Origin of the sequence: Nibricoccus aquaticus (genome assembly GCF_002310495.1) — a bacterium.
GTDB lineage: Bacteria > Verrucomicrobiota > Verrucomicrobiia > Opitutales > Opitutaceae > Nibricoccus > Nibricoccus aquaticus.
The window spans coordinates 4,113,257-4,130,176 of record NZ_CP023344.1; the positions used below are offsets into that span (position 1 = coordinate 4,113,257).

At 59.0% G+C, this 16,920-nt stretch carries 15 protein-coding genes, 1 tRNA gene and 1 pseudogene; 10 read left to right on the forward strand and 7 right to left on the reverse strand.

Translation table 11 applies throughout. The features are described from left to right. The first annotated feature begins 18 nt into the window (after window positions 1–18). Genes CMV30_RS16555 through CMV30_RS16585 form a run of 7 tightly spaced genes read left to right on the forward strand, consistent with a single transcriptional unit; the run spans window position 19 to window position 10,005 of the window. Window positions 19–2,121, forward strand: a complete 2,103-nt coding sequence (locus tag CMV30_RS16555) for a polysaccharide lyase family 8 super-sandwich domain-containing protein (protein WP_138223346.1) — start codon at window positions 19–21, stop codon at window positions 2,119–2,121. A gap of 14 nt (window positions 2,122–2,135) precedes the next feature. Then, the gene (locus CMV30_RS16560) at window positions 2,136–3,143 is read left to right on the forward strand and encodes a hydroxyacid dehydrogenase (RefSeq protein WP_096057056.1); all 1,008 of its coding nucleotides are present in this window, start codon (window positions 2,136–2,138) and stop codon (window positions 3,141–3,143) included. 9 nt (window positions 3,144–3,152) lie between these two features. Next, window positions 3,153–4,625, forward strand: a complete 1,473-nt coding sequence (locus tag CMV30_RS16565; protein WP_096057057.1) for an MFS transporter — start codon at window positions 3,153–3,155, stop codon at window positions 4,623–4,625. Next, window positions 4,609–5,451: an alpha/beta hydrolase gene (locus CMV30_RS16570; RefSeq protein ID WP_096057058.1), complete on the forward strand. Its 843-nt coding sequence runs from the start codon at window positions 4,609–4,611 to the stop codon at window positions 5,449–5,451. Before CMV30_RS16565 ends, CMV30_RS16570 begins: the two co-directional genes overlap by 17 nt. An 11-nt stretch (window positions 5,452–5,462) precedes the next feature. Further along, entirely contained in the window at window positions 5,463–8,258 is a 2,796-nt protein-coding gene (locus CMV30_RS16575; RefSeq protein ID WP_175414925.1) for a glycoside hydrolase family 2 protein, read from the forward strand. 11 nt (window positions 8,259–8,269) lie between these two features. Continuing rightward, the gene (locus CMV30_RS16580; RefSeq protein ID WP_175414926.1) at window positions 8,270–8,899 is read left to right on the forward strand and encodes a ThuA domain-containing protein; all 630 of its coding nucleotides are present in this window, start codon (window positions 8,270–8,272) and stop codon (window positions 8,897–8,899) included. After that, window positions 8,896–10,005, forward strand: a complete 1,110-nt coding sequence (locus CMV30_RS16585; protein WP_096057061.1) for a glycoside hydrolase family 43 protein — start codon at window positions 8,896–8,898, stop codon at window positions 10,003–10,005. Before CMV30_RS16580 ends, CMV30_RS16585 begins: the two co-directional genes overlap by 4 nt. A gap of 137 nt (window positions 10,006–10,142) precedes the next feature. Here CMV30_RS16585 and CMV30_RS16590 read toward each other — a convergent pair whose 3' ends face one another. The 4 genes and pseudogenes from CMV30_RS16590 to CMV30_RS16605 form a co-directional block, all read right to left on the reverse strand. Beyond that, window positions 10,143–10,421 carry a hypothetical protein gene (locus CMV30_RS16590; protein WP_096057062.1) on the reverse strand — a complete coding sequence of 93 codons (279 nt, stop codon included), beginning with the start codon at window positions 10,419–10,421 and terminating at the stop codon, window positions 10,143–10,145. A gap of 14 nt (window positions 10,422–10,435) precedes the next feature. Then, entirely contained in the window at window positions 10,436–10,663 is a 228-nt protein-coding gene (locus CMV30_RS16595; RefSeq protein WP_096057063.1) for a restriction endonuclease subunit S domain-containing protein, read from the reverse strand. A gap of 89 nt (window positions 10,664–10,752) precedes the next feature. Beyond that, a pseudogene (locus CMV30_RS16600) lies at window positions 10,753–11,391 on the reverse strand (restriction endonuclease subunit S domain-containing protein); the annotation flags it as partial. 384 nt (window positions 11,392–11,775) lie between these two features. Continuing rightward, window positions 11,776–11,850: transfer RNA gene (locus tag CMV30_RS16605), tRNA-Lys, on the reverse strand. Between the two features lie 117 nt (window positions 11,851–11,967). Here CMV30_RS16605 and CMV30_RS16610 point away from each other — a divergent pair. After that, complete coding sequence (locus CMV30_RS16610) at window positions 11,968–12,669, forward strand: RNA polymerase sigma factor (protein WP_096057064.1); 702 nt, start codon at window positions 11,968–11,970, stop codon at window positions 12,667–12,669. Further along, on the forward strand, window positions 12,666–13,412 hold the full coding sequence (locus CMV30_RS16615) for an anti-sigma factor family protein (RefSeq protein ID WP_096057065.1): 747 nt from the start codon (window positions 12,666–12,668) through the stop codon (window positions 13,410–13,412). The genes CMV30_RS16610 and CMV30_RS16615 overlap by 4 nt, the downstream gene beginning before the upstream one ends. 58 nt (window positions 13,413–13,470) lie before the next feature. Here CMV30_RS16615 and ruvA read toward each other — a convergent pair whose 3' ends face one another. From ruvA to dapA, 3 genes are read right to left on the reverse strand one after another with little or no spacing between them, the layout of a single operon-like run. Next, window positions 13,471–14,085, reverse strand: a complete 615-nt coding sequence (ruvA, locus tag CMV30_RS16620; RefSeq protein WP_096057066.1) for a Holliday junction branch migration protein RuvA — start codon at window positions 14,083–14,085, stop codon at window positions 13,471–13,473. A 25-nt stretch (window positions 14,086–14,110) separates the two neighbouring features. After that, the gene (dapB, locus tag CMV30_RS16625) at window positions 14,111–14,845 is read right to left on the reverse strand and encodes a 4-hydroxy-tetrahydrodipicolinate reductase (RefSeq protein ID WP_096057067.1); all 735 of its coding nucleotides are present in this window, start codon (window positions 14,843–14,845) and stop codon (window positions 14,111–14,113) included. Window positions 14,846–14,850: 5 nt separating this feature from the next. Further along, complete coding sequence (dapA, locus tag CMV30_RS16630) at window positions 14,851–15,738, reverse strand: 4-hydroxy-tetrahydrodipicolinate synthase (RefSeq protein ID WP_096057068.1); 888 nt, start codon at window positions 15,736–15,738, stop codon at window positions 14,851–14,853. Window positions 15,739–15,821: 83 nt separating this feature from the next. On the opposite strand from dapA, the gene CMV30_RS16635 reads away from it, so the two are divergent. After that, window positions 15,822–16,916 (forward strand): type IV pilus twitching motility protein PilT, encoded by a 1,095-nt coding sequence (locus tag CMV30_RS16635; protein WP_096057069.1) that lies wholly within the window; start codon window positions 15,822–15,824, stop codon window positions 16,914–16,916. Window positions 16,917–16,920: the final 4 nt, after the last annotated feature.

Below are 16,920 nucleotides of genomic sequence, written 5' to 3' on the forward strand. Positions count from 1 at the left end.
ACTTCGCATCATGTACCAGTGACCGCATCCTCCTTACTAATCTCTCCTCAATGGAAACAACGCTCCCGTGCTGTCATGGGAGCGTTGTTTTCCATGGTGATTCTTCTGTCGTTGTCAAAAGCGGCGGAAGTGAGCCCTCAGGTGATGGTGGATCGGTATCGCGAACTTTTGCTGGCTGGTTACGCGCGTGGTTCTCCGCCGGTAAGCTGGGAGGGCAAGCAGGCCGCAGTCTGGATTTCCGAGATTAGGCAGGATGGCAGCTGGTCGGATATCGATTATTCAAGTACGGCGGGAGGGGCGTGGCCGGTGGTTGATCATCTGCGCCGGATCCGCGTGTTAGCCCGGGAAACCGCCGATCCGAAATCCGCACTCCATCGGAGCGCCAGCGCCGAACGCGCGCTCTTTAGTGCGCTCGATCACTGGACCGAGAAGCGTTACCAGAATCCGAACTGGTGGCAGAATCAGATCGGTGTGCCCCAGGTGATGCGCGACATCATCGTGCTGCTCGGCGCGCGCTTGGCCGGAGACAAACGCGAAAACGCAATGGCCGTGTTGAAGCAGTTCAAAGTGATGGAGGCAGGGGTGGGCGCGAATACGGTCTGGAGCGCGGAACTCGCGCTGATGGCGGCTGCGCTTGAGGATGACTCCGCGACCGTGATGGAGATGAGCCGGCTGATCGCTGGGGAAGTTGTGAAGGGCGGGGCCCAAGGTATTCAGTCCGATTTCAGTTTTCACCAGCACGGTGCGCGCTTGCAGCAGTTTCATTATGGCGGCTCGTTTTTCCAAGATACCACTCGGATCGCATGGCTGCTGCGTGACACGCCTTGGGCATTTCCGGAGGACAAGGTGCGTCTCCTTGCCCATCTTGCAGGTGAGGGGAGCGTATGGATGAGTCGCGGCATAGTCACGGTACCGGGCACGCTGGATCGGGCGGTGAGCCGCCCGGCTGCGCTCGCGGGAGCCGATCTGCGTCCGGAGCTGGCGTTACTGGCAGATCTCTTGCCTGAACGAAAAAAAGAACTCTTGGCGGCGTCGCGGAAGCAGGGAAACGGACAGGCGGTAAAAGCGGGGTTTCGAGCGTTTCCTCATTCGGACTTCGCGACCTATCATGCGCCGGCTTTTAGCTTCTTCGTGAAAACGGTGTCGGCTCGCTCTGAGCTGACAGAATCTATCCAACGGGAGAACCGGCGTGGGCGTAAGCTCAACTGGGGCGATCATTATGTGCTTACCTCCCGTAGTGATTATGTGGATCTGCCTCCGGTCTGGGATTGGGAGTTGTTGCCCGGAGTGACTTCCGCTGCGGACATCGACACCCTCCAACGACGACCCTTCGTGGGAGCGATCGAGTCTCAGGGGTCGGGCGCGTCAGCCATGGATTACGCGACGGGCAAAGGGGATGCGGTGACTCTCACCGCCCGAAAATTCTGGGTGGCTCACCAGAATGTGGTGATTGGACTGATCGGCGCTCTGACGAGCACTCAGACGGGAGAGCCGGTGCGCACGGCGCTCGATCAGCGGCGATTGCGCGGAGCGGTGACGGTGGCGGATGCCGAGGGAACCACTACGCTCCCGACCGGCCGCCAGGAGCGACGCGGAGTGGCGTGGATTCACCATGACGGGCTTGTCTATGTGCCACTGGGCGCGGCGGCGGTTTCATTCTCGCTGGGGCCGGTGTCGGGCGCGTGGCGGGACATCAATTTGAACGGGCCGGTCGATCCAGTTTCGGAGAATATTTTTCTGGCAGTGCTGGAGCACGGACTTTCACCGCAAGGCGTCGCGAGCGGGTTTGTGGTGATACCTTGCGACAGCGTGAGAAAGGCCGCCCGCTTGGTGAAGAAGCCCTCGTGGAGCATCCTGAGAAACGATGCGGAGGCGCAGGTCGTGCGGTTCGCGGACGGGACGTGGATGGCCGCATTTTATGTCGCCGGAAAATTTAACGTTCCATCACACAAACTCTCCGTCGAGACAGATGCGCCCTGTTTGTTGATCTTCAACCGCGGTGAGCTGCGAGCCAGCGATCCTTCGCATGAAGGCCGCACGGTGCGCGTACGCGTCAATGCGCGTGACTATTTCCTGGTGTGCCCGCCCGGCGGGAAAACGTCCGAGCCAGTTTCTTTCTGAACTATGTTTTTCCCATGAACTCTCCCAAACCACGCGGCCTGTTCGTTCTAGACGACTGGGCCTACGAGCAAATTTACGGGCAGGAGCTGGATGCCGCCGTCCGTCAGCGTCTGGAGATCGTCGCACCTCCACTCAACGGAGCTGCGCTGCTGAAGAACCTGCATCTGTTGCAGGATGTGGAAGTGATCATGGGAGGCTGGGGCATGCGCGTGATGGACGAAACGTTTTTGGAGGCAGCTCCCAAACTGCGCGCCGTTTTTCTCGGCGCGGGCTCGGTCAAGGCCGTGGTGTCGGAGCCGTTCTGGCGGCGTGGGATCGAGATTGTGTCGGCTTATTCTATGAACGCCATCCCGGTTGCCGAGTTCACCGTGGCGGCGATTATTTTCAGCCTGAAACATGTCTGGAAATACGCGCTCGGGATGCAGCGCGAGAAACGCTATCTTCCCAAGACGGGAACGATGCCCGGAGCGTATCGCACGACGGTCGGGCTCATTTCCTTGGGCGCGATCGGACGGCGGACGGCGGATATGCTCAAGTCCTACGATCTTCACGTGATCGCTTACGATCCCCAGTGTTCGGCCGCGCAAGCGGCGGAGCTCGGCGTCGAACTGGTTTCCCTGGATGACGTTTTCAAGCGGTCACATGTTGTTTCGCTGCACGCCCCCTGGCTGCCTGAAACAGAGCGCATGATCACCGGCGCGCATTTTGCCGCGATGCGCACGGGTGCCACCTTTATCAATACGGCTCGCGGAATCATCGTTCGCGAGCAGGAGATGATTGAAGTTTTACGCGTGCGACCTGACCTGACCGCCCTGCTCGACGTGACCAAGCCCGAGCCGCCGCCGCCGGACTCCCCGCTGTTTACACTGCCAAATGTCGTGCTGACGCCGCACATCGCAGGCGCTATGGACGAGGAGTGCCGCCGGTTGGGGCATTTTCTCGTGGAGGAACTCGACTGTTTCCTTGCGGGCAACAATTCGAAGTGGCGCTTGCGGCGGGAGCAGATGGCTTGGATGGCATAAGGCCCCTTCATGACTACGCCCGATCCCAATCCTGCAGACTCATCGGCCAACGTTGAGAAACCAGCGGCGCGCAAGACGTGGTCGGCCGGTACGCGTGTGTACACGTTGGGGACGCTGGTGGCGCTTTTCGCGTGGCTGTTGATTGGCGATTTCGCGTGGGCTACGCGGGAGCGATCGGTGGGGCCGATGGCCCAATGGTATCTTAATTCGCTCCAGATTCCCAATCTGCTGTTCGGGCTGCTGATCACCTCTTTTCCGGCGGCGCTGTGGTTGGTCCTAGGACCGATCATCAGCATGAAATCAGACCGCCACCGTGGTCCACGCGGTCGTCGTATCCCGTTTTTGCTGACAATGGCACCGCTCGCGGGGCTTGGTATCGTGGGTATCGGGCTCACGCCGCTGCTCGCGGGCTGGTTGCATGCGGTGCTCGCACCTGAACATGCGTGGGGGAGTGGTTTGCACGGCGCGCTCGATGGCACGGCAGCGGGTGCATGGATGCTGGAGATACTGCAGAATGAGCGGATCGTGGCTGTCTGCTGCTTCGGTATTTTTTGGGCGATGTACGAACTCGCCACCATCGCGGTGCCAACACTGCTTGGCGGGCTGATCAATGATGTCGTGCCGAAACCGCTGCTCGGGCGTTTCTATGGGCTGTTTCGCGCGGTAGGCCTGATCGATGGGATGATCTTCAATTTCTGGCTGATGGGGAAGGTGCCCACTCATTTCACGCTGATGCTGGTCATCATCGGCATCACCTACACCGTCGCGTTTATGTGGATGTGTTTTCAGGTGAAGGAGGGGGACTATCCGCCGCCGGAGCCGCAACCGGAGCGTCGCGGATTGAAAGGGTGGTGGACCGATCTGAGGCGTTATGTGCGCGAGTGCTTCACGAACTCCTATTATCTGAGTGTATTTGTGATGTGGATGTTCGCGAGCCTCTGCTTTCAGCCGGTCAATGTGTTTGCGCTTCCGTATGCCCGGAGTCTCGGCGTGGACATGGATCTTTACGGCAAGATGCTCGCGCTGACGTTTCTGGTTTCACTCGGATTCTCCTACTTTCTGGGCTGGCTGGTGGATAAATTTCATCCGCTGCGAATGGTGATGGTTTCCCTCGCCGCGTATGCCGCGGTTACGCTGACAGGATCGCTTTATGCCACCACCGCCAATGCGTTTTTGGTCGCGTGGGTACTGCACGGTGTTTTCTCCGGCTGCTATTACACTTGTGTGGCTTCGCTCGGGCAGCGGCTTTTCCCGCATCACAAGTATGCACAGTTTTTCTCCGCTTCGAGTATCTTCCTGTCCCTGGCCAACATCGTGCTGGCACCGGCGATCGGCTGGACGATCGATGCGACGGGCAAAGTTTATCGCCTGACGTTTCTTTTTGGAGGCGGGCTGGCGGCGCTTGCGCTGGTGTGCGCGTTTTTCGTGTACCGGAAGTTCATGCGCTTGGGCGGACCGAAAGATTATGCAGCGCCCGAATGACGAAATCTATCGGTTGCGCGCTCAGTGTGAACGCTGGCCAGCGGACAAGCCGCTCGCCGGGCGCGAATTTTCACGTGAGGTGTTCCTGGAGACGGATGTTGTCGAAGCGTCCCTCGCCTGGAGGAGAGGTGCTGTAGAAAATCCACGCGGGGCGATTATCATTTGCCCGGGTGGAGGCTACGAAGTTCTCGCGACGGCACACGAGGGGAACAACGTGGCGGACTGGCTAAACGCACATGGATTTGCGGCGTTCGTGCTTCGCTATCGGGTGCCACAGCCTGGAGCGCCGGCACCGCTCGAGGATATTCGTTCGGCGCTGCGTCTCGTCAGAGAACGAGCTGACTATTTTGGCGTTCCTCGTGATCGTGTAGGTGTGCTGGGGTTTTCGGCGGGCGGACATCTTGCGGGTTGCGCCGCGCTGATGGTCCCGCCTGATGACAAGATTGAACGGCCCGATTTTCTCGCGATGATCTACCCCGTTGTCAGCATGTGCGAAGCGTGGGCGCATCGCGGGTCGGTCGATACGCTGCTCGGACATAAGCGAGATAGCTCGCTCGGAGAACATTACTCGCTCGAGCGGCAGGTTGCGGACTGCGCTCCGCCATTGTTTCTCGTACACGCCCGGGACGACGCGCTCGTTCCGGTGGAGAACTCGCTGGCTTTGCAAGCGTCCTATCGCGGTGTGGAGGCGGAGTGCACGACGTATTTTCCTGCCGAGGGAGGCCACGGCTTCGGGCTGGGCAGGACTGGAACTGAAGCCGGGGACTGGCCCCGGCGATTGCTCCTGTGGCTGAACGCTCGATGCTCAGCAGTTGCGAAGGTATAATTTTATCATCGATGAACGCACCCGTGTTAGACCCTCTCCCGCGCAGCGTCCGGCTCGACGACTGGCAGCTCTATTTTGATCCATCCTGCGTACAAGATCCCGCACGATTGCCAGCAGGTTGGCGGGATCAAGCGGTTGCCGTAAAAGTGCCGCACGTGTGGGAGCAAATCCGTCCGGGTTATGACGGAGCGGGGTGGTATCGGTGCGTGGTGAATGCCGGTGCGGGGTCATTGGGTCAGATTTGGCGCGTGCGGTTTTCGGCAGTAAATTATCGTGCGCAGGTCTTTCTTAATGGTGTCTCGTTGGGCGCGCATGACGGCGGGTATACGCCCTTTGTTGTAGAGTTTGGTCCATGGCTGCGTGCGGGTGAGAACGAACTGCTGGTGCGTGTGATCGATCCGCCGCGTGAATACGCAGTCGAAGGACTTCAGAGCAGCCATCCGCTGCGTCAGACCGCGCTGCCGACCTACAAGGCGGGTTGGTACTATTCGTTTGGGGGCTTGTGGCAGCCGGTGCATTTGTTGCGCACCGAACAAATCTGGATCGAGGACGCATTCATCCAGCCGCGACTGAATCCGCGAGAGATCACGGTTAATTACACGCTTGGGCTGGCAAACAGTGGCGTTGCTGGTGGTGAGTTGCGTTTTTGGGTGACGCGTCGTGAAGGCGGGCTGTCGCTGGCCGAAGGGCGCGTGGCGGTTTCTGGCGCAGAAGGCATTTTCAAAGTGGCTCTGCTGGATGCGCCGCTGTGGTCCTGTGAGTCACCAAATTTACTGATGCTCCATCTGGACTTTGAAGGTGCATCGGGCCGCGACTCGCGCAGCTGGAGATTTGGGCTGAGGGAATTCACGACAGACGGCTCGCGTTTTTTGCTCAACGGAACGCCGATCCACCTGCGCGGAGTTCTGCATCAGGGCGGATTTCCGCGTACGCTCGTGTATCCGCAGGACGAGGCGATGGCGCTCAAGGACGTGCGTTCGATCCTCGATGCGGGGTGCAATCTTTCGCGCATCACTTTGCGTCCAGCCAGCCCGCGCGAGTTGGATTTGTGTGATGAACTCGGGCTGATGGTCATCGGCGAGCCTCCGATAGGCTGGGTTGCCGACGACGACCAGATCGACGCGCGCTGTCTTCAAGAAGTGGAGGAAATGATCCGTCGCGACCGGAACCGCCCGTCAGTCGTGATGTGGACATTGCTGAACGAGTTTAGTGACACCGTCTACTTCAAGCATAAGAGCCCGCGTGCGTTGATCGAGGCGGCGTGCCGACTCGGGCTAAGCCTGGACCCGACGCGTTTGATGACGGGCAACTCCGGGCGTGGAGTTGGCGAAGCGGTTTCGGGCAACGGCATTTTTGGTCAAGGCCGTGCGCCAGTTCCCATTCAGGATGAGCATATTTATCTGCGGAATTTCCCTTCGGCGCAGGAGCTCGATCAACGCATCGTCTCTGTTGGTCGCAACGAGCCTGGACTTCTCTTCGTTAGCGAGTTTGGCACTAGCGCATTGCCTGATCTTGAGCGTGTGCTCGCTACCTACTCGGATGCGGAGCGCGCGCTTGGATTGGAAGATTACCGGCAGATGAAAAACTACCGCGACGAAGTCGTGCGTGGGTGGGAAGAGTTCGATTTGGCACGTTATTTTGGATCGCTGCAGCAGTTTTATCACGCGCTAGGCTATGATCAGGCGGAGATGGTGCGGCTGGAGCAGCGTGCGTTGCGGCTGAATCCCCGAGTCGCCGGTTACGTGATTACGCAGGGCGCCGACGCGTCGAGTGAGTTTGGCGGTATCGTCGATCTCTGGCGTGAACCGAAGCGTGTTTATGCGGGTTTCCGCGAACTCAACCGCGAGAAAGTTCTCCTGCTTGATACACCGGGCACCTGTTTTGCGGAGGGGGCTGAAGTGAAATTGCGAGTTGTCGTCTCAAACTTAGGACCGCGGGCGCAGAGCGTGCGCGGTGGAGTTAGCCTGCGATATGCGGAGGAAGTCGTTCACGCATGGGAGTTCTCCGGTGACGCCGGCTGGAGTTCGGCGTTGTTGGAAACGACCTTGCCGCTGGATCGAGCTGGCCGGTGGCAACTGCGTGCGGACGCGACCTGTGGTGGAGAGACCATCTCAGATGAGGTGACGCTCACTGTATTCGGGACGCCTCGTTTCAAGGGAACGGAAATTTTGCTGATGGACAGCAGTGTCGCTCCCCACGGAGCGGCGAGATCGGAGATTGGTGAGCAACTCACGACTCTGGGCCTGAAGACAATCAAGTTTGGTAATCAGGCCAACGCGGCGAAGCTCCCGGTGGTGGTCCATCTCCGAGGACGCGATCGCACGCTGAACTATTTTGAAAATCAGCGCGTGCTGCGTCGTGAAGTCGAGGCCGGTCGCACGGCGCTCTTCGTGGACTGCGATCTCGCCTACCTGCATTATTTTTTCGGCGAAGACACACCGCGCGAGATTTACGGCAACGGCGCTTTTGCCGGAAACATGGGTTTCGCGTTTGATGATGCGTTGTTCGGTCATCTGGGACCCGAGCGCCAGATAGGGCCCGCTTATGGCGCCTGTTATCCACGCATCCATCCTTGTGCGAAGAGCGTGCGGAAGGCTGGTGGCGAAATTCTCGCGTTGCACGCGATGCCCTATCAGTTCGGCCGGCCCGACACGATCGAGTGGGGAGCCACCCTATATACCAAACGGTACGGAGCCGGTCGCGTGTGGGTTTGCTCGTTCCGGTTGTTCGAGGCCATTGCCGCTGGTGATCCCGTCGCGGTGGACTTGCTTGATCGCATGCTCGAAGCGGCCCGGGCGCATCATTGAAAGAAATGGCCATGAGCGTTCAGGTATTTTGCGACGACCGATTTCATCCTGCTGCGACAGTGCGGGAAGGGCTGGCGCCGCTGGGCAGAGACTGGAGTTTTGTTTGGACCGATAATGTGCACGAGTGGAAACCCGAGTCGCTCGCGGATTTCCCCGCGGTGATTCTGAGTAAGTCAAACACAGCGTCGGCGACCGACTGGAGTCCCTGGCTGGTCGGCGGCAAGGAGACTGCCTTTCGGGATTATGTCCGAGCGGGAGGTGGACTGCTGATCGTTCACTCTGGCTGCGCGAGCTACGCACAAGTGGAACCGATGCGAGCCGTGACAGGCGGTGCGTTCACCCATCACCCGCCTGCGTGTGAGGTAACGATAGAGTCAACGGACGACCATGCATTGACCGCGGGCGTCGATGCGCGGTTCTCGGTTTTTGATGAACACTACTTTGTGACGCTGGATGATCTGGATGCGGATGTGTTTTTGCGCAGCCGGTCGAGCCATGGAATGCAGCCGTCCGGTTGGACGAGAAGAGAGGGAGCCGGTCGTGTCTGTGTGCTCACGCCGGGCCACTTTGCACAGGTCTGGCTGCATCCTTCTTTTCAAAAACTGCTGGCAAACGCCCTGCGCTGGGTGTCGGCATCATGAGCGAGTCGGTATTATCTTCTGAGGAGAACTTGGAGCGTTTCCGTCCAGGTGAGGTTTGGACGGATACGGCTGGCGTTCCCATCAATGCACACGGCGGCGGTATTTTGCGCCACGGTGCGACCTACTACTGGTTCGGGGAACATAAGATCGCCGGGCCGTGGGGCAACGAAGCGCACGTGGGCGTTCGTGTCTATGCGTCGGAAGATCTGGTTCGCTGGCGCAACCAAGGCATCGCGCTTGCGGTGAGTGCTGATCCGGCGAGCGAAATTGCAAGCGGCTGCATCCTGGAAAGACCGAAGGTTATTCATAACCGGCACACCGGTCTTTTTGTGATGTGGTTTCACCTGGAGCCGCCAGGCGCAGGTTATACGGGCGCGCGGAGTGGTGTGGCGGTGGCGAATGCTCCGTGTGGTCCCTATCGTTATCTGGGCAGTCTGCGACCGAACGCAGGAATCTGGCCGTTGAATGCCGATGCTATGCTGCGTCAAATGCTCTCAGCGGAGGAAGCGGACTCGCTGGCGGCCCGGCGCTTCAGCGGAGGGCCGGAGGCGGATTTTCCCGCTGATTTGATTCAGCGACGCGATCATGAGGGCGGTCAGATGGCGCGGGATATGACCCTCTTCGTGGACGAGGATGACATCGCGTACCAGATCTACTCTTCCGAAGAAAACGGCACGCTGCATATTTCTCAGCTGACGAAAGACTATCTGCATCACGAGGGCCGATACATCCGGGTGTTCCCCGGTGGATTTAACGAGGCGCCGGCACTGATGAAGTGGAGCGGCCGGTATTTCCTGTTTACATCGGGATGCACGGGTTGGAGGCCGAACGCACTCCGACTGGCCGTGGCTGATTCCATCTGGGGGCCGTGGACCGATATGGGTAATCCCTGTGTGGGAACTCCACAGGAATCAGCCACGACTTTTCAGTCTCAGCCGACATTCATTCTCCCGGTGAATGAAAAATCCGGTCGATTCATTTTTATGGCGGATCGATGGGCTCCTAAGAATCCGATCGACGGACGCTATGTTTGGTTGCCGGTGGATTTGTCTGACTCACGCCCGACTGTGCGCTGGCACAAAGAATGGACGATCAGTGCCAGCTGAAGGCGTTGACCGATCAGTGTTAAAGGGGGCAGTGATTTCTCCATGACTACACAGGTTAACACCTCAGCCACAATTCGGCGCAATACACCGACGTGTTGGACGATTTCTCACATGCGGCGATCTCTTTTTCCGCTGTGTCAGTGATTCTGATCAAGGATCGATCTACTGTATTGGATTTCAATTACGTACACCAGTAATTTCATAGATGTAAGAATTCTCGATGGCACATGCGTATTGTAGGCTGTTTTGTCGGCCACAAACAGCACCTTGCTCGGCGATGAAAAATTGTTGATCCCATAGTTCTCACGGATGAGGTCCGCCTCGTCTGAGTCGTCCAGCCAATCGTTGAAATCGACAAAGCACTCGAAGTGTTTGTGGCCGTCGCGCTCGCACCAAATTTCTGGAGTTATGGACATGCGCGTGTCTCGATTTACGATTTTCGGGGGCGGCCGCGGCGGCCGGTGCCGGAAGCGGCGGGGACGGAGACTTTGCAATTGGCGGGTGAGCCGGTGAGTTCGGCGACGACGGCGGCGAGGAAGGACGTGGCGGTGGCGAGCTGGGTTTCCAGCGCGTCCACCAAGGCAATCACTTTGTCCACCTTCGCCACGATCCGGCGTTGTTCGGCGAGGGGGGAATTGGTATTGGGATACGCTCCCATTTTCCTTTGTTGATAATCGGCGTAGCTGAACCTGAAGCATTGGCGCGGACTTGCTCCTGAAAGTGCCCAGCCGTCATCGCTGAGAAAACTTACTCGGGTAACGCACTCTTCAGTCGAACGGAATTGATCTGCTGATTAAACCCCATCGGTTGCACGCAGATCGCCGCTTTCCCAATGGAGCCCCCGATACACACCATCAGAATGTCAGATGCGATGGCGTCTGTGCTGTTTTCCAGTCCTCTACTCGTAGTCGCTTTCTCTGGCGCGGTAAAACTGCCGCTTGGAGTGATTTGGCCGGGACCAATAAAAGGAAATCTTTCCCCATAATTTTGGGGCTCATTTGTGGCAGGAGTTCTGCCGGTTCTACAAAGCCCCAGCGAGCCGAGTGCCCTCCATCGCCTATTCGAGGGAAGATCGAACAACGAATCGATGTTGCTGCTGGTTTCCGCCGGTTCGTCGTTGGGGTCTTGGAGGACGAGTTGGCCTTGGACGGCGAGGGTGAGGATGTACTTCCGCAAATCGGAGGGCGGAATGCTGAAGGATGAATGAAAGAGCAGAGTCTGGTTCGCGAGCGTGGGGGCTTCGGCGAAGCGGGCCAGCGTCGCGCGGGCGAGCGCGGCGTGCAGCGTCTCCCGTTCCTGCTGCCGCAACTCCAAGCGGTCACACAAGGCCATCAACTCATCCACCTTCGCCACGATCCGCTTCTGCTCGGCGAGTGGCGGGAGGGGGATCATCGTCCTTCCTAGGTTCTTCTGGTTAATTGAAGCTTGGTTGATAGTGCGTTGGGCTATGGAGACGAAGTAAAGGCATCGTCGTTGGAACTGAAGGAGCTGGGGATGTTCAGAATCCCCGCGTAGCCTAGAGCCTGGAGGCGAGAGAGAAGAGGTCGGGAGGGCGTTGTACAACGCCGATTGGCGTTCGCCCCAGTAGCGAGGCGTTCAGGTCAGACCTTGCTGCCAAGTCTGGAGCTTAAACCGTGGACGATTGATTGAAAGGCACTTGTATTTCTGGAGGCACAAGTTTTCCGCTAATGTTTCGGAGGCATAAGATGCCCGTGGCGGACAACTCATGCTTCGGTCGACACTCGGTGTCGCCGGAGTCTTCTGCCTGCTTGGTGGGTCGACCGGGATTCGAACCCGGAACCAACAACTTAAAAGGATGCTGCTCTACCATTGAGCTATCGACCCCCAGGCAGAAGAAGGGTCGAAAAAGGTTTTCCGCCGGGGCTTTGCAAGGCTTTTTTCGGCGCTGCGTGATAGTCCCGACGCGATTGGGCTGGCCGGGAGCGGCTGGCCGGAAAACATATGATGAATTACGCAACAAAGTACGGAGAGCCCGAGTCATCCAAATCTGAAAAAGTGGGAACAATCGAAAAATACACCCATCAAAGTTCCGTTGAACGTATGTCAACGAAAGCTCAGGACGTGGCCTTGGACCGTATTCTGGTAGATCGCTTCAAAGGCGGTGATCAGGCGGCATTCGATGAAATGGTGACGCGCTACTGGGACCGCATTTATGCGATGGTCCACCAGCTTTTGCGCAACCAGCAGGACGCCGAGGAGGTGACACAGGACGCGTTTATCCGGGCGCATCGCGGGTTGGTGAATTTTCGCGGAGAGTCGGCTTTCTCGACGTGGCTTTATCAGATTGCGACGAATCTCGCCCGGAATCGCTACTGGTACTGGTGGCGTCGCAAGCGGGATAAGACGGTGTCGTTTGACCAGCCGGTGAGTGAGAGCAACGACATGCCGTTGTCGGAAGTTTTCGCGGCGGAGATCGAGTCGCCAGACGAGATCACGGTCACGCAGGAGTTCGTGGACCGGATCGCCAAGGGTATGGAAAAACTGGGTGCCAAGCACCGGGAGATTCTGATTCTGCGCAACGTGAAGAACCTCTCGTATGAGGATATTGCCGCGATTCTGAAGATTTCGGTTGGCACGGTGAAGAGTCGCATAGCACGCGCCCGCGAAAGCCTGCGCGCCAAAATGGGAGATGATTTCAAATGAACGAATCGCGTTTTATCGAACTGCTCAACCTGTACGTTGATCAGCAACTATGTCCGCAAGAAGCCGCTGAGCTGGAGGCTGAGATCCAGACGAATCCAACGCGGCATCGCACTTATCAGCAATATTGCCGGATGCAGAAGGCTTGCGCGCAGTTGTTTGAGCACGAGCGATCGGCCGCACCTGCTTCGGTGGCACTGTCGCGGGCGATGGCGGATGCGGACCGGAAGATCGTGGCGTTCCCGGAGCAGGGGACGCGGCGTTCGATCTGGCCGGTGGGGTTTTCCATCGGCGCGGTCGCGACGGCGGCGTGTGTGGCGTTTGTCGTGTTGAGCCGGACGGAGACTCAGGGGCCAACGGTTAGCGGCCAGGTCGTGGCGACGAACGAGCAAGCGCCCGTGAAGGAAAGTGGCACGACGGTCGCGCGTGTGATCACTGAGGATGCGAAGCAGCCTGCTGCGTTGCTTGCGTCTTCTACGGAGGAGTTCACGCGGGTGTTTACAGTTCAACCGTTCCGCTCTTCGGAGATGAGGCCGGAAGGGCTGTTCGTGAGTGGCTCAAGTGCTGACGCTCTGGTCATTGATTGGGCGCAGGACGTGCAGCTCAAACCGCTGCGTAAAGTATCGGCTGAAGATCTGGCTTTTGATCAACGCACGGCGGTGGACAAGCCGGTGACAACGCAGTTTTCGACGACTTCTTCGGATGAACACAGCACCGAGATGACGGCGTTTCAGTTCACGAAGTGAATCGCTGACGGAGCGATTCGCTCCGGTTTGAGCCAAGACGTTTTGAGGCGTTCGGTTTTTAACCGAGCGCCTTTTTGATGAGCTGCTCGGTCGTGGCTTTGGTGCCGAGCGTGAGGCTGGCGCGGCGGACGGCTTCGTCGGCGTCGGCGGCTTTGTAGCCGAGGGCGGTGAGTGCGAGCACGGCATCGCGTATGCGCGAATCGCCAGCGGGGCGTGAGTCTGGAGAAGCGGGATCGTCGCCGAGTGAAACAGGATCGGCGGAGGAAGTTGCACCGACTTTGGCGCGGAGTTCGACGACGAGGCGCTCGGCGGTTTTTTTGCCGATGCCGGGGCATTTCGCGAGTGTGGCGATGTCGCCCATGCGGATCGCGGATTCGAGCGAGGGCAGGGAGAGTTTGCTCATGATGGTGAGCGCCATTTTGGGGCCGACACCTGTGACGTGCTCGATCATGAGGCGGAAAAAATCGCGCTCGGGGATCGTCGCGAAACCGTAGAGCGTTTGGGCGTCCTCGCGGTAGATCACGAGCGTGTGAAGCTTTACCGTGGCTCCGGTCGCGGGGAGTTTTTCGGCGGTGGTGACGGGGATGTTTACCTCGTAGCCGAGGCCGTTGAGCTCGATGATGGCGCGCAGCGGAGTCGCTTCAGTGAGCAGGCCTTGGATGGAAGTAATCATGACGCGCTAATCTACTGCGGCAGCTTCAGCGAAGTGCGAGGACGTCCTGCATGTCGTACACGCCTGCAGCGCGGCCGGTGGAGAGCCATTCGGCGGCGCGGATCGAGCCGCGGGCGAAGATGCCGCGGTCGGAGGCTTTGTGCGTGAGCTCGATGCGTTCGCCAAGCGCGGCAAACATGACGGTGTGTTCGCCGACGACATCGCCGCCGCGGAGAGCGTGGATGCCGACTTCGGTGGAGGTGCGTTCGCCAGTAATGCCTTCGCGGCCGTGGCGGAGGGCGTCGGCGGTGAGTTTGCGCTCTTCGAGAATGATTTCGAGGAGGCGGGCGGCGGTGCCGCTCGGGGCGTCCTTCTTGAAGCGGTGGTGCATCTCGACGACTTCGGCGTCGTAGTCAGCGCCGAGGACGCTGGAGGCGCGGCGGGTGAGGGCGTAGAGGAGATTAACGCCGACGGAGTAGTTGCCCGCCCAGACGCAGGGTATCTTCGCAGCGGCGGCGAGGAGGTGTTTCTTTTCCTCGGCGGGGTGGCCGGTGGTGCCGATGACGAGCGGTTTGTTGAAGGCGGTGGCGTGCTTGATGACTTCGCCGGTGGTGGCGTGGAAGCTGAAGTCGATCACGGCATCCGCGGTTTTGATACCTGCGGCGAGATCGTCGCCCTGATCGAGGGCGGCGGAGATGGAATGGCCGAGGCTTTGGGCGGCAGTGGTGATGGTCTGGCCCATGCGCCCCTTGGCGCCGACGAGTGCGATACGGAGAGGCATGGTGGTTACTTGCCGGCGGCAGTGAGCGCGGCGATGAGGATTTGCTTGTTGGGCTCGGTCATCTCGCAGAGCGGCGAACGCACTTCGGCGGAGCCGATGCGACCGGCGCGGAGGAGTGCGGTCTTTACGGGTACGGGATTGGGCTCGATGAAGAGGGTCTTGAAGACGGTGTAGAGCTTGCGGTGGAGCTTCGCGGCTTTGGCGAATTCGTCGGCGAGGGCGAGCTCGGTGAGTTGGGCGACTTCTTTTGGTAGGAGATTCGACGCGACGCTGATGACGCCTTCGGCACCGACGGCCATGAAAGGCAGTGTGAGGCTGTCGTCGCCGCTGAGAACGGTGATGTCTTTGCCTAGCGCCTGTTTGATCTGGTCAACGCGATCAACGGAGCCGCCGGCTTCCTTGATGTAGCGGACGTGCGGGTACTTCGCGCGGAGGCGCTCGATCACGGGGACGCTAATCTCGATGCCGCAGCGGCCGGGGATCGAGTAGGTGATGATGGGCTTGTCGGTGGCCTCGGCGACGGCGGAGAAATAGCGGAAAACGCCCTCCTGGCTGGGCTTGTTGTAGTAAGGCGCGACGACGAGCATGGCATCGACGCCGGCTTCGTGGGAAAGGTGCGTGAGCTCCACGGCTTCCTTGGTGGAGTTGGAGCCGGTGCCGGCGATGACGGGGACTCGGCGCTTTGTGTAGCCGACGACGGCGCGGATGACCTCCATGTGTTCCTCGTGGGAGAGGGTGGGCGATTCGCCGGTGGTGCCGACGGGGACGAGTCCGTGGATGCCCGATTTGATCTGAAACTCCACGAGCTTGCGGAGATCGTCGTAGGCGACGGACTCGTTTTTGAACGGGGTCACGAGAGCGGTGATGGCACCGGTGAGCGGACGGAGTTTCATGGAGGGTTTACAGGAAGATACCTTGCGCAAAAAAGCAGGTCTATTTACCAAATCCACAAGGTTTTTCTTCCCCACTGTATTCTATGTCTACCTCGCTACACACGGAGATCTTCAACGACTTGCTGAAACTGGCGGTGGATAGCGGAGCGAGCGATGTCGTGGTGAAGTCCAACAAGCCGGGCTATGTGCGCTTGTCGGGGAAATTGAAACCGGTGGACATGGACCCGATCGCGGGTGTCGAGGCGCAGGCGTTCGTGGATGACCATGTGCCTCGCGTGTTTAAGCAGATTTGGGAAAACGAAGGCCAGATAGACTTCGCGTACGCGGCGGAAAACATCGGTCGCTTTCGTGTGAACGCGTTTCACCAACGCGGGACGGTCAGCATTGTTTTTCGTCATATCAAGAGCCGCATCCCGAGCTTCGAGGATCTGAATTTGAACCCCGACCCGTTGCTCCATCTGGGGCAGGGCAAGGACGGCATCTTGTTGTTTTGCGGAGCGACGGGCATGGGCAAGAGCTCGACGATGGCGTCGCTGCTTAACTGGATTAACCACAATTTCGACAAGCATGTCGTCACCATCGAAGACCCGATCGAGTACACGTTTCAGGATGACAAGTCGGTTTTCAACCAGCGCGAGATCGGCCTCGATGTGCCGAGCTTCCCGATGGCGATCAAGTCGGTGCTGCGTCAAAATCCCGACATCATCCTGATCGGTGAAATGCGTGATCGCGAAACGTTCGAGACGGCGATCTCGGCGGCGGAAACGGGGCATTTGGTTTTCTCCACGATGCATGCGGCGACGGTGGCGCAGTCGTTGACGCGTCTCTTTGAGTTTTTTCCACCTGAGCAAGTCGCGCAGGCGCGGCGGCAGATCGCGGGATCGATTCGCGGGCTCATCTGCCAGAAGCTGATCCCGGCGCTCGAAGGCGGTGGACGCGTTCCTGCGAACGAAATTCTTTTCGCGGATGCCACAATCAAGACGCTGATCCTGGAAGGGCAGTTTGAGAAGATCCAGTCGTTGCTGGAGAGCTCGAGCGATTCGCGCACGTTCTCGTTCAACAAGGATCTCTATCGCCTGATCAAGGCGGGTAAGATCAGCAAGGCTGACGGCCTTCGTTTCTCGCCGAATCCGCAGGCGCTTGAAATGAATCTCAAAGGCATCTTTATCCGGACCTGATTTT

Excerpts from the sequence above, each read along its gene's own strand:
- CMV30_RS16560 (WP_096057056.1), top strand. The coding sequence starts at position 2,136 with ATGAACTCTCCCAAACCACGCGGCCTGTTCGTTCTAGACGACTGGGCC.
- CMV30_RS16575 (WP_175414925.1), top strand. The coding sequence starts at position 5,463 with ATGAACGCACCCGTGTTAGACCCTCTCCCGCGCAGCGTCCGGCTCGAC.
- CMV30_RS16580 (WP_175414926.1), top strand. The coding sequence starts at position 8,270 with ATGAGCGTTCAGGTATTTTGCGACGACCGATTTCATCCTGCTGCGACA.
- CMV30_RS16595 (WP_096057063.1), bottom strand. The coding sequence starts at position 10,663 with ATGGGAGCGTATCCCAATACCAATTCCCCCCTCGCCGAACAACGCCGG.
- CMV30_RS16610 (WP_096057064.1), top strand. The coding sequence starts at position 11,968 with ATGATGAATTACGCAACAAAGTACGGAGAGCCCGAGTCATCCAAATCT.
- dapA (WP_096057068.1), bottom strand. The coding sequence starts at position 15,738 with ATGAAACTCCGTCCGCTCACCGGTGCCATCACCGCTCTCGTGACCCCG.
- CMV30_RS16585 (WP_096057061.1), top strand. The coding sequence starts at position 8,896 with ATGAGCGAGTCGGTATTATCTTCTGAGGAGAACTTGGAGCGTTTCCGT.
- CMV30_RS16570 (WP_096057058.1), top strand. The coding sequence starts at position 4,609 with ATGCAGCGCCCGAATGACGAAATCTATCGGTTGCGCGCTCAGTGTGAA.
- CMV30_RS16635 (WP_096057069.1), top strand. The coding sequence starts at position 15,822 with ATGTCTACCTCGCTACACACGGAGATCTTCAACGACTTGCTGAAACTG.
- CMV30_RS16565 (WP_096057057.1), top strand. The coding sequence starts at position 3,153 with ATGACTACGCCCGATCCCAATCCTGCAGACTCATCGGCCAACGTTGAG.
- ruvA (WP_096057066.1), bottom strand. The coding sequence starts at position 14,085 with ATGATTACTTCCATCCAAGGCCTGCTCACTGAAGCGACTCCGCTGCGC.
- CMV30_RS16615 (WP_096057065.1), top strand. The coding sequence starts at position 12,666 with ATGAACGAATCGCGTTTTATCGAACTGCTCAACCTGTACGTTGATCAG.
- dapB (WP_096057067.1), bottom strand. The coding sequence starts at position 14,845 with ATGCCTCTCCGTATCGCACTCGTCGGCGCCAAGGGGCGCATGGGCCAG.
- CMV30_RS16590 (WP_096057062.1), bottom strand. The coding sequence starts at position 10,421 with ATGTCCATAACTCCAGAAATTTGGTGCGAGCGCGACGGCCACAAACAC.